The sequence below is a fragment of the Paramagnetospirillum kuznetsovii genome (assembly GCF_003284725.1).
Classification (GTDB): domain Bacteria; phylum Pseudomonadota; class Alphaproteobacteria; order Rhodospirillales; family Magnetospirillaceae; genus Phaeospirillum; species Phaeospirillum kuznetsovii.
The window spans coordinates 269,891-284,180 of record NZ_PGTO01000001.1; the positions used below are offsets into that span (position 1 = coordinate 269,891).

Sequence of the window (14,290 nt, forward strand, 5' to 3'; positions counted from 1 at the left end):
GATGGGCACAGATAGCTGTCACAGAACCAACCTTTTGTATTCGATCCGGGGCTTGCCGAAATTGAGGAGCAGCCCCGTCTTGAGCCCACTGGCCCTGAGATAATTCAGGCATTGCGCGGTATGAGCCGGATTAAGCGCTTCCACGGATTTGAGCTCAACCACAACCTGTTCGTCGACCACCATATCGGCGATATAGGTTCCGATATCGGCACCCTTATAAATCACCTTGAACACTTTTTCACGATCGACGGTCATGCCCGCGAGGATCAATTCATGGACCAAGGCCTTCTGATAGACGACCTCAAGAAATCCATGACCCAGGGAATTGGACACTTCGAAAGCAGCGGCCAGAATCCGGTGCGTTAGGGGATCCTTGCCGTCCATGCCGCTCATCTGTGCCCATCTGTGTTCATCTGTGGCCCAAATACCTTACCTCCGCGCCTCCCGAACGCCGACCGCGAGTTCCTTGACCAGGGCCAGCGGCGCTTCTGCCGACTTGGTTTCGGCCAGCACCGAGACGATGGCCGAGCCCACCACGGCGCCTTCGGCCAGCCGTGCCACCTCGGCCGCCTGATCGGGCGTCTTGATGCCGAATCCGACGCAGACCGGCAGGTCGGTATGGTGGCGGATGCGGCTCACCGCTTCCTCGATGGCCGATTTGGTGGCCGAGCCGGTGCCGGTGATTCCGGCGATGGAGACGTAATAGACGAAGCCCGATGCATTGGCGAGCACCACCGGCAGGCGGGCGTCGTCGGAGGTGGGCGTGGTCAGCACGATGAAGTCGATGGCGGCCGCGCGCAGATGGGGGACCAGTTCCCCCGCCTCTTCCGGCGGCAGGTCGACGATGATCAGCCCATCGACCCCGGCCAGGGCGGCGTCACCGGCGAATTTCTCCGCGCCCCAGGCATAGATGGGGTTGTAGTAGCCCATCAGGATGACGGGGGTGTCCTTGTCGGTCTTGCGGAACTCGGCCACCATCTCCAGCGTGCCCCTGAGCGAGCCGCCCGCCGCCAGGGCCCGCTGCGCCGCCAATTGAATGGCGGGGCCGTCGGCCATGGGATCGGTGAACGGCATGCCCAGCTCGATGAGATCGGCACCGGCGGCGGGCAATCCGTTCAGAACCCGCTGGCAGGTGGCGCGGTCGGGATCATTGGCCATGATGAAGCTCACCAGACCGGCGCGGTTCTCGGCCTTCAGGGTAGCGAAGCGCTTGGCGATACGGCTCATGGCATCGGCCTCCGGACAACCCCTCTCCCAGCGGGAGAGGGTGCCCGTAGGGCGGGTGAGGGAGAATGGTCGCCAAGGGCGTGGATGGCCGACATCCCCCCCTCACCCCGACCCTCTCCCTCGAGGGAGAGGGGGAATCGCCGAATCTCGCTCATACCAGCCCCCCCAGATGCACATCGCCCAAGGCCTTGGCGATGGTGGACACATCCTTGTCGCCGCGACCCGACAGATTGATCACCATCAGGTGGTCCTTGGGCAGGTTGGGCGCGATCTTGCCCGCATAGGCGATGGCGTGGCTGGATTCCAGCGCCGGGATGATGCCTTCCAGGCGGGTGCACTGCTGGAAGGCTTCCACCGCCTCGTCGTCCTTGATGGAGACGTATTCGACCCGGCCGCTCTCGTGCAGCCAGGAATGCTCCGGGCCGATGCCGGGATAGTCCAGCCCGGCCGAGATGGAATGGGCCTCGGCGATCTGGCCGTCGCCGTCCTGCAGCAGATAGGTGCGGTTGCCGTGCAGCACGCCGGGCTTGCCGCCGGTCAGCGAGGCGGCGTGCAGCTTGTCCAGCCCGTGACCGGCCGCCTCGACGCCGATGATGCGCACCGACGGCTCGTCCAGGAAGGGATGGAACAGGCCCATGGCGTTGGAGCCGCCGCCGATGCAGGCCACCAGCGAGTCGGGCAGGCGGCCTTCGGCGGCCATGATCTGGGCGCGCACTTCCTCGCCGATCACCGACTGGAAATCGCGCACCATGGCGGGATAGGGATGCGGCCCGGCGACGGTGCCGATCAGGTAATAGGTGCTGTCCACGTTGGAAACCCAATCGCGCAGCGCGTCGTTCATGGCGTCCTTCAGGGTGGCGGCGCCGCTGGTCACCGGCTTGACCTCGGCGCCCAGCAGCTTCATGCGGTAGACATTGGGCATCTGCCGCTCGATATCGGTGGAGCCCATATAGATGACGCATTGCATGCCGAACAGGGCGCAGACGGTGGCGGTCGCCACGCCGTGCTGCCCCGCGCCGGTCTCGGCGATGATGCGCTGCTTGCCCATGCGCCGCGCCAGCAGGATCTGGCCGATGCAGTTGTTGATCTTGTGGGCGCCGGTATGGTTGAGGTCTTCGCGCTTCAGGAAGATCTTGGCGCCACCGAACGCCTCGGTCAGGCGCCGCGCGAAATACAGCGGATTGGGACGGCCCACGTATTGGGCCAGCAGCTCGCGGAACTCGGCCTCGAAGGCAGGATCGGCCTTGGCGGCGGCATAGGCCTTCTCCACCTGGAGAATCAGCGGCATCAGGGTCTCGGCCACATAGCGGCCGCCGAAAATGCCGAAATGGCCGCGCTCGTCCGGTCCCGCGCGGTAGGTGTTCAAGCTTTGCATCTGAATCCGATGATCGGTGGCGCGAAAGGCGGTCAATAAAGCACGAAGGCGGCCATTAATCCATTCCCTCTTGCCGCTCGCGTCCCACCGGCCGAGGCGATAAGCTGGCGCCATGGATACCGTGATCGAGCCGGGGATGGAAATCCGGGTCGAGGGCCTGTGCAAGGCGTTCGACGACCGCGCGGTGCTGCGCGGAGTCGATCTCGCCATCCCGTCGGGCAATTTCGTCGCGGTGGTCGGAGGCTCCGGCTGCGGCAAGACGGTGCTGCTCAACCATGTGCTGGGGCTGCTGCAACCCGACCGGGGCCGCGTCCTGGTGGCGGCTCCCGATCTTCCGGGCTGTCCGCTGGTGGATCTGGCCGATCTCGGTCCCAACGATCTCGACGATCTTCATACCCATTGGGGAGTGGTGTTTCAGCGCAACGCCCTGTTCTCGGGCACGGTGCTGGACAATATCGGCCTGTGGCTGGAAGAAGTCCGCCATCTGGGCGAGGCGGCCATCGCGGACATCGCCGCCGAGGTGCTGGGCGCGGTGGGCCTGCCCGCCGGTCGCGACTTCCTGGACAGCCGGGTCGACAGCCTGTCGGGCGGTATGGCCAAGCGCATCGCCATCGCCCGCGCCCTGGCCATGAACCCGCGCTGCATGTTCTTCGACGAGCCCACCACCGGGCTGGACCCGGTCACCGCCGCCCAGATCCAGGATCTGCTGCTGTCCACCCATGGCGATGCCGCCTCGGGCCTGCGCACCACGGTGATCATCACCCACGACAAGGACTTGCTCAGTCGCCTGCGGCCCAGGGTGGTGATGCTGCACGACGGACAGGTGTCGTTCGACGGCCCGTTCGAGGCGTTCGAAGCCTCCGAATCCCCCATCATCCGCCCCTATTTCGAACTGATGCCGGTGTTGCACCAGCGGGGGGCGGGGGGATAGGGGGCGAGAAGCGATCTGGGGCAAGGAAAGCGGCGGGCGAGGAGGTGTAGAATGCCCACACGGAGAGTATCACACCCAAAGGCAGCCCGACGGCCATGAGAACGACCATAGAGCGCATCGAAGCGGGGCGGCTGCTGCCGACAGAGGATTTGCTGCGGCTTGGGCTTGCGCCGCGCCGCGTGCTGCGGGTCATCCTCGAGACCGTCGATGACGACGACGAGATTTCGATCACGCAGATGAACGCCCAAGGCGGGGCTTTCGCGCATCTTACCGATGAGCCCGATCTCTATAGCGAGTCCGACCTGATCGAACGCAATGAAGATTGATATTACAATATCACCCACCGGGGTGGGACTGGCGTATTCGCGTCTCAAATAGGCAGAAAAGGTTCTGAGCAACACGCCAAAACATTGACATCGTAGCAACAGCCAAAAAAATCCACGAAGATACAAGATAGTTTGTTAAAGAAAATTGCTCATAAGGCAGAGGCTTTATTATCATAAATGGGATCGTATATATTGCAAATACAAACCCGTATATTATACCATGCTTAATGTACATTAAAAATGTATCGAATGTAGTTGAGCCACGTATTTTTTGTATGAATCCCTCCGTGATAGACTGGACTGTCCCATAAAATCCAGCCAAAAATCCTGTTGTTATTGAGCAAAACCCGAACATTGATTCGAAGATTTTTGCAAACTCGCAAAGAACGTCGCGCCCACAATAACTGGCAAACTCGTGGCCGAACGCTAACCAACTCAGCGCTGCAGCTGAGCCGAGAACGAACGGATATGACCGTTGCCAAGTAAGTGCAAAGTCCATTTTAGATTACATAGCAGCCTGATCGTATAGCCGTCGAAGAACATCGAGATGATCACGATAGACTTGACGTACGAAAGCTTCGCGGATAGCAAAATTCCTATCTGGGTCATCCGGGGGAAGGTCAAGCGTTTGATTTCCCCCAAGATGGTAGCTTAGCAGATTGAGCCACCGAGCCGAACTGCCATCTTCAATAACCTTAGCCCCCAATTTCGAAATGCCGCCTCGGTCCTCGGAACGTTCCCGCCATAGCCAGCGCATAATATTTAATGCACTGCGGTTGTCCATATCATGATCTCCACGCCCCATACCGAACGTCGCCTCAACGTATGTGGTGTCTACAGCCGCTTTCATCGCCTGCAATCCATCCTTAATGGTGGTGTGACGAGGTTCTACGGCAACTAGGTTAGCGGGACTCGCGACACGTAATAGAACAGCTCTTACATTGCCTCGTTGCAATGCAGCCCAACCCTCTTCCGTTGGGATTGGGTAGCTTTGATACCCGGAAAGATTTAAAATATTAGACACGTAGAGCATGACCCTCATGGGTGTCACGCCGTTTCGCGCAAGCTGAAGCGCAATAATCGACAAATCTGGATTGTAAGCAAATGCGGTTGAGTGGCCGATTGAGTCTACACCTAGCCTTGAAATGGGTTCGCCATGAGGAGCTCTTGAGGGCAAGTTTTGAGTCTGTCGACGTACAAACTCACCGCTGATCATTCCTCGCTCATCTCTCAACTTTTCCAGGCGAAGGATTACTTCTGGCTCGACCTCTAACTCCCTGTTAGCGAGGTCCATGATTCCTGCAATTTGCCGCAGAGCGTCGCCGAATCTAATGGCGTTGTTTCCTGAGCGCTCAACTGTAAAAAAACGGACACAAATATTTCGATCCATAATAAACCCCTCGGCAGATAAATCGCCAAAAAGTTTATGATGCTATGGTCGATTTGTCCATGCGGACTCTTATTGCCGTAGCTTTCAACACCACGAAAATGTGAGGTCCACGAAACCGGTAGGAAAGCGGGGCGGGGTCAGGGGCTACGTAACGGCACTTGCCTATGAGCCTAGGCATCACCACCATGAACGGCATCTCCGTGAGTTTACAGTTTCGGGCGAAGGATAAAGTGCGGCGGATTTCCATCTCATTCGTCATGCGCGGGCTTGTCCCGCGTATCCACGCTCATCCGCCTGAGCCAGTGTTTCCAATGACATTCATACCGATCCGCGTGGATGGCCGGGACATAGCCCGGCCATGACGATTGAGTGGGAGAGATTGGGAGCCCCCCTAATCCATCCCCACCAGCGATTTGGCGAAGGCGTCCGCCTCGAAGGGGCGGAGGTCGCCCGCCTGTTCGCCGACGCCGATGGCGTGGACCGGCAGGCCGAATTTCTCGGCGAGCGCCACCAGCACGCCGCCCCGCGCGGTGCCGTCCAGCTTGGTCAGCACCAGACCGGTGACAGCGACCATGTCCTTGAAGATTTCCACCTGGGAATGGGCGTTCTGGCCGGTGGTGGCGTCGAGCACCAGCAGCACGTCGTGGGGCGCGGTGGGATCGATCTTCTTGATGGAGCGCACGATCTTGGCCAGTTCGGCCATCAAATCGGCCTTGTTCTGCAAGCGCCCGGCGGTGTCGATGAACAGCAGGTCGCAGCCCTGCTTCCGGGATTCGGCGATGGAATCATAGGCCAGTCCGGCGGCATCGGCGCCGTCTTCGCGCCAGATCACCGGACAGCCGGTACGCTCGCCCCAGACCTTGAGCTGCTCGACGGCGGCGGCGCGGAAGGTATCGCCGGCCGCCAGGGTGACCGACAGCCCGGCATCCTTGTTCTGCTTGGCCAGCTTGCCGATGGTGGTGGTCTTGCCCGATCCGTTGACGCCCACCACCAGCACCACATGGGGCTTGCGGCTGGGGTCGATCACCAGCGGCCTGGCCACCGGTTCCAGGATGCGGGTGATTTCCTCGGCCAGGGTCTGCTTGATATCGGCGGAATCCACATCCTGGCCGAAGCGGGTCTTGGCCAGATGCTTGGTGACCTTGGCGGCGGTGGCGACCCCCAGATCGGCGGTGATCAGCAGGTCTTCCAGATCCTCCAGCGCCTCGTCGTCCAGCTTGCGCTTGGTGAACAGGTCGCCCAACCCTTGCGTCAGCTTGGAGGAGGATTTGGACAGGCCGGATTTGAGGCGGCCGAACCAGCCCTGCTGCTCCTCGGCCACGGGAGGGGGGGCGGGAGGGGGAGAGGGTTCGGGGGCATTCTTCTTGCCGAAACCAAAGAGGCTCATATCACGTCACCCATCAACACGCCGTCCACGATCCCGGTGATGCGCACCGCCAGGATGGTCCCCGGCTCGGCGGCGCGGCCCGTGATCCGCACCGGCAGATAATGCCCGCAATGGCCCTGGCCGTCTCGCTCCATCAGCACCCTGGCATCCTTGCCGATTCGGCCGGTCATGAAGGCGGCCAGGGCGGCCTCGCCCTTGGTGCGCAGCGCGGCGGCGCGGGATTTGACCACCTCGCCGCGCACCTTGGGCATCTTGGCCGCCGGGGTACCGGGCCGGGCCGAGAAGGGGAAGACGTGGAGATGGGTGAGGCCCGCCTCGTCCACCAGATCCAGCGAGCGGGCGAACATGGCGTCATCCTCGGTGGGGAAGCCGGCGATGATGTCGGCCCCCAGGGCGGCGTCGGGCCGGAGATCGCGGATGCGATCGGCCAGTGTGATGACGTCGGCGCGCAGATGGCGGCGCTTCATGCGTTTCAGGATGGTGTCGTCGCCCGCCTGGACCGACAGGTGGAAATGGGGCATCAGCCGCTCTTCCTCGGCCATGGCGGCCAAAAGCGCGGCATCCACCTCCACCGGGTCCAACGAGGACAGCCGCAGGCGGGGCAGTTCCGGCACGGCGGCCAGCAGGCGGCGGACCAGTTGTCCCAGCCCCGGCTTGCCCGGCAGATCGGCGCCATAGGCGGTGACATCGACGCCGGTCAGCACCACCTCGTTATAGCCCGATGCCACCAATTCCCTGATCTGGTCAACCACCCGGCCCATGGGCACCGAGCGGTTGGGGCCGCGCCCGAACGGGATGATGCAGAAGGTGCAGCGGTGGTCGCAGCCTTGTTGGACCTCGACGAAGGCCCGCGCCCTGCCCTCGAAGCCGGAGACGAGGTGCGAGGCAACCTCGCGCACCGCCATGATGTCGCCCACCACGATCTTTTCGAGCGGCGGCGCGGCGAAGATGTCGGGGCGCATCTTTTCGGCATTGCCCAGGATCTGGTCCACCTCGGGCATGGCATCGAAGGTCTCGGGATGGGCTTGCGCCGCGCAGCCGGTGACGACGATGCGGGCGTCGGGGCGTTCGCGGCGGATCTTGCGGATGGCCTGGCGGGCCTGGCGCTCGGCCTCGGCGGTGACGGCGCAGGTATTGACGATCACCGTCTCGATTCCGGTCTCGGCAGCCTTGGCGTGTTCCTTCATCACCTCGGATTCATAGGCATTGAGCCGACAGCCGAAGGTGAGAATCTGGGTTGTATTCGTTTGTCCCTCAAGCGCCGGGCGGGGCCTCGCGGCCCCTTGGCTCCTCCGCTGAAGCTCCGGGTCGCTCAACGCTCCCGCGCTTACCTTCGGCTCGCTCATGGCAGTAGGGTCGGGTCCAGCGTCCCGGCGAAGCTGGTGGCCACCGGGCCGGTCATCAGCACATGGTTGTCGGGCAGCCATTCGATGGTCAGCGTGCCGCCGTCCAGCACGATCTCGGCCTTGCGCGGGCTTAATCCCCGCCGCGCCGCCGCCACCAATGTGGCGCAGGCGCCGGTGCCGCAGGCCATGGTGATGCCGGTGCCGCGCTCCCACACCCGCATGCGGATGCGGCCCAGGGCGGCGTCGGGGGACGACAGCATCTGCGCCACCTCGATATTGGCGCGTTCGGGGAACAGGGCATGGTGTTCCAGCACCGGCCCCACGGTGGAAAGCTCCACCGCCTCGGCGTCATTCACGAAGAACACCGCATGGGGATTGCCCATGCTGACGCCCACCGGGTCGGTCAGCGCGCCAACCTTGATGCCGAGATGCAGGGTATCCACGGCCTGGGCCAGCGGAATCTCGCGCCAGTCCAGGCCGGGGCGGCCCATATCCACCGCCACCAGCTGCGCGCCCCGGCTCTCGGCGTCCAGCAGACCGGCGCGGGTCTCGATCACCGCCGACTCGGCGCCGGATTCCGTCATCAGCAGCCAGGCGACGCAGCGGGTCGCATTGCCGCAGGCCGCGACTTCCGAGCCGTCGGAATTATAAATCAGCATGGTGGCGTCGCTGACCTGACCGTTGGGCGGCGCGATCACCACCAGCTGGTCGCAGCCGATGCCGGTGCGGCGGTCGGACACGGCGCGGATGCGCTCCGGCGTCAGGGTCAGGGCACGCGACCGGGCATCGAGGACGACGAAGTCGTTCCCGAGGCCATGCATCTTCACAAAGGGCCAGGCGGTGCCGTGGGTCATGATCGGGTTATATGGGCCGCCGGGGCTGGGAGTCCAGCCTGGATCACGAAAACAGAATTTCCCGGATGTTCCGGCGCAGAGCCTCGGGATCAGCGGACTCCAGGCGACCGAGGGTCCGGATCACCAGTCCCTGTTCCAGGGTGGCGAAGATCGGCTTGATGACCGAGGGCTTGAGCAGTCCCGCCGACTGCCAGTCGCCGATGCCGGTTTCGCGAAAATCCGGCACGGGTCTGAGCTGACTTGTCACGGCCATCAGGACCAGATCGGGCCGCGCTAAATTGTAACTCCGCGAACTGACGACCACGGCCGGTCGCTTCTTGGAGGCCGCATGGCTGGTGAAGGGAAACGGGACGAGGACGATGTCGCCGAACTCAAAGGGCATCGTAGGCATCGTCCTCGGGATTGTTCCACACGGCGGCGAAACTGGCGGCGCTGGCTGAAGCGGCAGCCCGGACAATCACTGAGTCGCTTTCCCGTTGGCGGATAAAATCGACGAAATCCTCCACCTCGGCCATCCGCTCGGCGGAAAGCGAGGTGATCTTGGCGAACAAGGCTTCGGCGTTCATCGTCATGACGGGCGGCCCGGAAAAGAGCGGATCAGGGTGATCCTATCATGATCTTGGAGGTTTTGTCCCTCGGTCCCGGTTCAGAACAGCGCGTACTGATTGGCCGGGGTCGGCTTGGCGCGGCTGGCGGCGCTGTGGGGGGCGGCGCGGCGCGGCGGCGGCGCTTCGACCTTGGATTTTGCTTCGATTCTGGCCATGGGCTCGGGCCGGGCGATGGAATCGGGGCGCAAGGTGGGGGTGGGCAGGGGGTGAATGCGGTCGGCCATGCGCTCGTCCAGCTCCGCCTTCACGGCCGAGGCCACCAGGGTCAGGCGGCGATTTTCCGCTTCCAGCCGGTCGTTGCGGCTTTTGATCTCGCCGTATTGCTCGGTCAGCCGCTCCATGGCGGCGATGGCCTGGGTGAGGTCGGCCCGCAGCGCCAGTTCGGCCGCTTCGGCATCGGCGCGGTGACGGGCCAGGGTCTGGCGCGCCGTGTCCAACTCCACTTGCAGGCGAAGCGTCGCGGCGGCATCGGCCAGATTGGGGGCAGCGGGCGCCGCCACCGGCTGGCCCTGGCGCAGCCTCTCGTTCTCGGAGCGCAGATGGCGGATTTCGTTGCGCAGATCGAAGACGGCGTCTTCCAGATCCTCCACCCGCGACGACGAGGTCATGGGACCGGCGGCCGACATGCGCTCGGCCAGGGCGACGAAGTCCAATCCGGCATTGTCCAACAGGCGCTTGGCGGTGCGCACGGCATGCAGCGCCTCCGCCTCGTTGTCCGAGGCGGCCATGGCCAAAACTTTCGCGAGTCGTTGAACATCCATGCGCGACCCCTTGGAATCGCGGGATTCTGACGCAAGCGGAGTCCGGGGGCAAACTATATTTTGTGGTAACGGATTGAAATTACCCCAATTTGGCCTGTTTGCCGGATTGGGGGGCTTCGGGGTCGCGCAGCACATAGCCGCGTCCCCACACCGTCTCGATATAGGATTCGCCGCCCGTGGCGGTGGCCAGCTTCTTGCGCAGCTTGCAGATGAAGACGTCGATGATCTTCAGTTCCGGCTCGTCGATGCCGCCGTAGAGATGATTGAGGAACTGTTCCTTGGTCAGGGTCTGGCCCTTGCGCAGGCTCAGCAGTTCCAGGATGCCGTATTCCTTGGCGGTCAGATGCAGCGGGTCGCCGGACACCGCGACGGTGCGGGCATCCAGGTTGACCGACAGCTTGCCGGTGTCGATCACCGACTGGGCGTGGCCCTTGGAGCGGCGCACGATGGCCTGGATGCGGGCCACCAATTCGCCCTTGTCGAACGGCTTGGTCAGATAATCGTCGGCGCCCGAGCCCAGGCCCTTGATCTTCTTGTCGGGCTCGGTCAGCCCGGAAAGGATCAGGACCGGCGTCTCGATGCGGGCGGCGCGCAGGCGGCGCAGCACCTCGTAGCCGTCCATGTCGGGCAGCATCAGATCCAGCAGGATGATGTCGTAATCATACAGCTTGCCGATCTCCAGGCCGTCCTCGCCCAGCGCCGTGGTATCGACCACCATGCCCTCCGCCTTGAGCATGGTCTCGATGACCTTGGACATCATCTTGTCGTCTTCGACCACCAGCACGCGCATGGCAAGGTTCCCAGCCCATCCCGTCTCTACGATATATTAACCATAAGGGGGTATTCTGACCAGTTCAAGGCGGCTAGACTCTTAATCGGTCGAAAGTCGGGGAGAGCCCTTGCGTTGAAATTCCTGGTCCGCAACCTGATCAATGATATCGAGCGTGTTTCCAATATCCAGGTTTACGGCCGGATTGCGGCGGTCCAAGGCATGCTGCTGGAAGCGGGCGGCATCCAGAAGACCATCTCGGTGGGCGATCGCTGCAACGTGGTGGCCCGCGACGGCCGCAAGGTAATCTGCGAGGTGGTGGGCTTCCGCCAGGGCCGCGCCCTCTTGATGCCGTTCTCCGCCATCGAGGGAATCGGGCTGGGTTGCCGCACCGAGGTTCAGGATGCCGAGCCGGTGATCTATCCCGACATGGGCTGGCTGGGCCGCTGCATCAACGGCTTCGGCGAACCGGTGGACGGGCTGGGGCCGCTTCCCAGCGGCGATACCGCCTTCCCCATCCGCAATCCGCCGCCGCCCGCCCATTCGCGCTCCCGCGTGGTGGGCAAGATCGATCTGGGGGTCCGCGCGGTCAATTCCTTCCTCACCTGTTGCCGTGGCCAGCGCATGGGCATCTTCGCCGGGTCGGGCGTCGGTAAATCCTCGCTGTTGTCCATGATGGCCAAGAACACCTCGGCCGATGTCTCGGTGATCGGGCTGATCGGCGAACGCGGCCGCGAGGCCCGCGAATTCATCGAGGACGATCTGGGCCCCGAGGGCATGAAGCGCGCCGTGGTGGTGGTGTCCACCTCGGATGAAAGCCCGCTGATGCGCCGCCAGGCAGCCTACGTGACCCTGGCGGTGGCGGAATTCTTCCGTGACCAGGGGTTGGACGTGCTGTGCATGATGGATTCGGTGACCCGCTTCGCCATGGCCCAGCGCGAGATTTCGCTGTCGGCGGGCGAGCCGCCCGCCTCCAAGGGCTATACCCCCACCGTGTTCGCCGAACTGCCGCGCCTGCTGGAACGCGCCGGTCCGGGGGTGGGCAAGGGCTCCATCACCGGCCTGTTCACTGTCTTGGTGGATGCCGACGACCACAACGAGCCCATCGCCGATGCGGTGCGCGGCATCCTGGACGGTCATATCGTGCTGGATCGCGGCATCGCCGAACGCGGCCGCTATCCCGCCATCAACATCCTGCGCAGCGTGTCGCGAACCATGCCCGCCTGCAACAACGAGCAGGAAAACGACCTGATCCGCCGCGCCCGCGCCCTGCTGTCCACCTACGAGGACATGGCCGAGCTGATCCGCCTGGGCGCCTATCGGCGCGGCACCGACCCGGCGGTGGACGAATCCATCCACTATTACCCGGAGCTTGAGGCCTTCCTGGGCCAGCGCAAGACCGAGGCCAACGATCTTGCCGCCTGCTATGCCCTGCTGGCCGAAATTCTCGGCATGCCATTCGATGGCGACGGCATGGGCCGCCCGCCGCCGCCCGCGCCGCCCGCTGAGGACGTCGCCTGATGGCCCAGAAAGGCCTGAAGACCCTGATCCGCCTGTCCAAATGGAATGTGGACGAGAAGCAGCGCATCCTGGTGGCGCTGCAGGGTCGCGAGGACGAGATCCTGTCCTGGATCAAACAGTCGGAAGAGCAGTTGAAGGAGGAACAGCGCATCGCCGCCGAAGATTCCACCGGCATCGGCTTTTCCTACGGCAATTACGCCAGCGCCTGGCTGAACCGGCGCGAGCAGTTGCTGGCCATGCTGGACATGGTGCGCGCCGAAATCGTGCGCGCCCGCGACGATCTGGCCGACGCCTTCAATGAGCTGAAGACCTACGAGATCACCCAGCGCGAACGCGATCGTCGCGCCCAGGCCGAGCGCGACAAGAAGGAACAGACCTTCCTCGACGAAATCGGTCTGAACATCCACCGCAGACGGGAAAAGCAACCCAATTAAGGGCCGACGAGGATCCCGCCTTCTGATGGGTGGGATCCTCGTCGCCCGTGGCGGCTTCGCGCTCCAAATGGGGGGAGGGGCGCGCGAAAACCGGCCTTTGCGCCGCCGTCTCCCTGAGATTGGAGGGCGGGCGATCAAGAACCGAATCGGCGGAGTGGGGGGGAGCCGAGGCGGTTGCTGACTGCGGCCTAGAATAGTTCAACATCAAAAAATCAGCAAGATTTTTGAACTGTTCTAATACCCACATAATCTATGTGGACCTATGTCCAAATGCAGGTGGTCGGCATGCAGTCGATTGTGGTTCGGAGTCAGCACCACGTTGAAATGATCGCAGGACGCCCGCGCCACCTCCTGCAGGAAGTCGCTGCGCTTGCCCGCGCCGCGCCAGTCCTTCTTGACCGAGATGACGGAGCCATCGGCCAGTTCGAAGCCGCCGATATCGATGGCTTGGCCCTTGGCATGCTCGGACAGGCGGCCTCCGGCACTACCATTTTTATTGCCATTGCCCGCCGAGGCGGTGGTGGTCTCGGTGCGGCGGGTGCGGCAGTCGAAGGTTCCCATATGGACAAGGCGCACCACCCGCTGGCCGAGAATCCTGGCGGCGGCGGGCGCCACCACTTGGGATTCGAAACGGTCCACCGTGCGCGCCATGGCGCAGGACATCACGCCAGGCCGGTTCCAGTTGGCTTGCGAATCACCCGAGACCTTGACCGGATTGGGGACGCTGCACGCGCCCGGCGGGCTGGGCGCTTGCGGCTCGAAGGCGACGTGGCGGTCGCGCAGATCCTTCAGGCAGGCGGCGTCGGGGTCGAGAATGGGCGGCGGCGCGGCAACCTTGGGCGGCGGCGGCGCGGCGCAGGCCGCCAGCAGCAACAGACCGAGCAAGGTGATGAGAGATCGAAAGGGCACGGCCGCGATTCCGCTGGTACAAACCTTATCTATCTAGCGGAACAACAGTCAAAAAGTCACTATTTTTCTGCGAGTTATGCGGAAATACTAAGCTTGGGAATTAAGAAATCCTTAACTAGCCCAGCTTGACGGCGGTGCCATTGGCCGAGACGATCAGCATGGTCTTGTGATCGCCGCCCACCACTTCGTAATCCAGGTCGATCCCCACCACCGCGTCGGCGCCCAGTTCGGCGGCGCGGGCCTTGAGATCGGCCAGGGCGGCGTCCTTGGCCTCGGCCAGCAGCTTTTCGTAGGAGCCGCTGCGGCCGCCGACGATGTCGCGCACGCTGGCCATCATGTCGCGGAAGATGTTGGTGCCCATGACGGCGTCGCCGGAGACGATGCCCAGATAGGCGGCGATGGCGCGGCCGTCGATCGCGTCGGTGGTGGTGATGATCATCACGGGTCTCTCC

General features: G+C 63.3%; 17 protein-coding genes. 4 read left to right on the forward strand and 13 right to left on the reverse strand.

Going from position 1 to position 14,290, the window contains the following annotated elements; all coding sequences use genetic code 11:
* Positions 1-18: 18 nt before the first annotated feature.
* The 3 genes from CU669_RS01250 to trpB all read right to left on the reverse strand — a co-directional run bounded on the left by CU669_RS01250 (position 19) and on the right by trpB (position 2,602).
* Positions 19-393, reverse strand: a complete 375-nt coding sequence (locus tag CU669_RS01250; RefSeq protein ID WP_205119356.1) for a GxxExxY protein — start codon at positions 391-393, stop codon at positions 19-21.
* A gap of 36 nt (positions 394-429) precedes the next feature.
* Positions 430-1,227, reverse strand: coding sequence for a tryptophan synthase subunit alpha (gene trpA, locus CU669_RS01255; protein ID WP_112141984.1), 798 nt, complete (start codon positions 1,225-1,227; stop codon positions 430-432).
* 151 nt (positions 1,228-1,378) lie between these two features.
* The gene (trpB, locus tag CU669_RS01260) at positions 1,379-2,602 is read right to left on the reverse strand and encodes a tryptophan synthase subunit beta (RefSeq protein WP_112142236.1); all 1,224 of its coding nucleotides are present in this window, start codon (positions 2,600-2,602) and stop codon (positions 1,379-1,381) included.
* A 112-nt stretch (positions 2,603-2,714) separates the two neighbouring features.
* Between trpB and CU669_RS01265 the strand changes: the two genes are divergently transcribed.
* Both CU669_RS01265 and CU669_RS01270 read left to right on the forward strand, forming a co-directional pair.
* On the forward strand, positions 2,715-3,533 hold the full coding sequence (locus CU669_RS01265; protein WP_112141985.1) for an ABC transporter ATP-binding protein: 819 nt from the start codon (positions 2,715-2,717) through the stop codon (positions 3,531-3,533).
* A 95-nt stretch (positions 3,534-3,628) separates the two neighbouring features.
* Positions 3,629-3,859 carry a hypothetical protein gene (locus CU669_RS01270; protein ID WP_112141986.1) on the forward strand — a complete coding sequence of 77 codons (231 nt, stop codon included), beginning with the start codon at positions 3,629-3,631 and terminating at the stop codon, positions 3,857-3,859.
* A gap of 505 nt (positions 3,860-4,364) precedes the next feature.
* Here the strand turns inward: CU669_RS01270 and CU669_RS20985 are convergent.
* The 8 genes from CU669_RS20985 to ctrA form a co-directional block, all read right to left on the reverse strand.
* Positions 4,365-5,249 (reverse strand): hypothetical protein, encoded by an 885-nt coding sequence (locus CU669_RS20985; RefSeq protein WP_146747636.1) that lies wholly within the window; start codon positions 5,247-5,249, stop codon positions 4,365-4,367.
* Between the two features lie 391 nt (positions 5,250-5,640).
* Entirely contained in the window at positions 5,641-6,636 is a 996-nt protein-coding gene (ftsY, locus tag CU669_RS01275; RefSeq protein WP_112141987.1) for a signal recognition particle-docking protein FtsY, read from the reverse strand.
* Positions 6,633-7,982 carry a tRNA (N(6)-L-threonylcarbamoyladenosine(37)-C(2))-methylthiotransferase MtaB gene (gene mtaB / locus CU669_RS01280; protein ID WP_112141988.1) on the reverse strand — a complete coding sequence of 450 codons (1,350 nt, stop codon included), beginning with the start codon at positions 7,980-7,982 and terminating at the stop codon, positions 6,633-6,635. The genes ftsY and mtaB overlap by 4 nt, the downstream gene beginning before the upstream one ends.
* Positions 7,979-8,836: a diaminopimelate epimerase gene (gene dapF / locus CU669_RS01285; RefSeq protein WP_112141989.1), complete on the reverse strand. Its 858-nt coding sequence runs from the start codon at positions 8,834-8,836 to the stop codon at positions 7,979-7,981. The genes mtaB and dapF overlap by 4 nt, the downstream gene beginning before the upstream one ends.
* A gap of 43 nt (positions 8,837-8,879) precedes the next feature.
* On the reverse strand, positions 8,880-9,218 hold the full coding sequence (locus CU669_RS01290) for a type II toxin-antitoxin system PemK/MazF family toxin (RefSeq protein WP_205119357.1): 339 nt from the start codon (positions 9,216-9,218) through the stop codon (positions 8,880-8,882).
* Positions 9,208-9,408, reverse strand: a complete 201-nt coding sequence (locus tag CU669_RS01295) for a toxin-antitoxin system, antitoxin component, Xre family protein (protein ID WP_112141991.1) — start codon at positions 9,406-9,408, stop codon at positions 9,208-9,210. Before CU669_RS01295 ends, CU669_RS01290 begins: the two co-directional genes overlap by 11 nt.
* 74 nt (positions 9,409-9,482) lie before the next feature.
* Positions 9,483-10,205: a metalloendopeptidase gene (locus CU669_RS01300; RefSeq protein WP_112141992.1), complete on the reverse strand. Its 723-nt coding sequence runs from the start codon at positions 10,203-10,205 to the stop codon at positions 9,483-9,485.
* Positions 10,206-10,284: 79 nt separating this feature from the next.
* Complete coding sequence (gene ctrA / locus CU669_RS01305) at positions 10,285-10,995, reverse strand: response regulator transcription factor CtrA (RefSeq protein WP_112141993.1); 711 nt, start codon at positions 10,993-10,995, stop codon at positions 10,285-10,287.
* A 114-nt stretch (positions 10,996-11,109) separates the two neighbouring features.
* Between ctrA and fliI the strand changes: the two genes are divergently transcribed.
* On the forward strand, positions 11,110-12,495 hold the full coding sequence (gene fliI / locus CU669_RS01310; protein WP_112141994.1) for a flagellar protein export ATPase FliI: 1,386 nt from the start codon (positions 11,110-11,112) through the stop codon (positions 12,493-12,495).
* Positions 12,495-12,929, forward strand: a complete 435-nt coding sequence (locus CU669_RS01315) for a flagellar export protein FliJ (RefSeq protein WP_112141995.1) — start codon at positions 12,495-12,497, stop codon at positions 12,927-12,929. Before fliI ends, CU669_RS01315 begins: the two co-directional genes overlap by 1 nt.
* Positions 12,930-13,163: 234 nt before the next feature.
* On the opposite strand, the gene CU669_RS01320 is transcribed toward CU669_RS01315, so the two are convergent.
* Positions 13,164-13,838 (reverse strand): extensin family protein, encoded by a 675-nt coding sequence (locus tag CU669_RS01320; protein WP_112141996.1) that lies wholly within the window; start codon positions 13,836-13,838, stop codon positions 13,164-13,166.
* 115 nt (positions 13,839-13,953) lie between these two features.
* Positions 13,954-14,277, reverse strand: a complete 324-nt coding sequence (locus tag CU669_RS01325) for a YbjQ family protein (protein ID WP_112142237.1) — start codon at positions 14,275-14,277, stop codon at positions 13,954-13,956.
* Positions 14,278-14,290 lie beyond the last annotated feature (13 nt).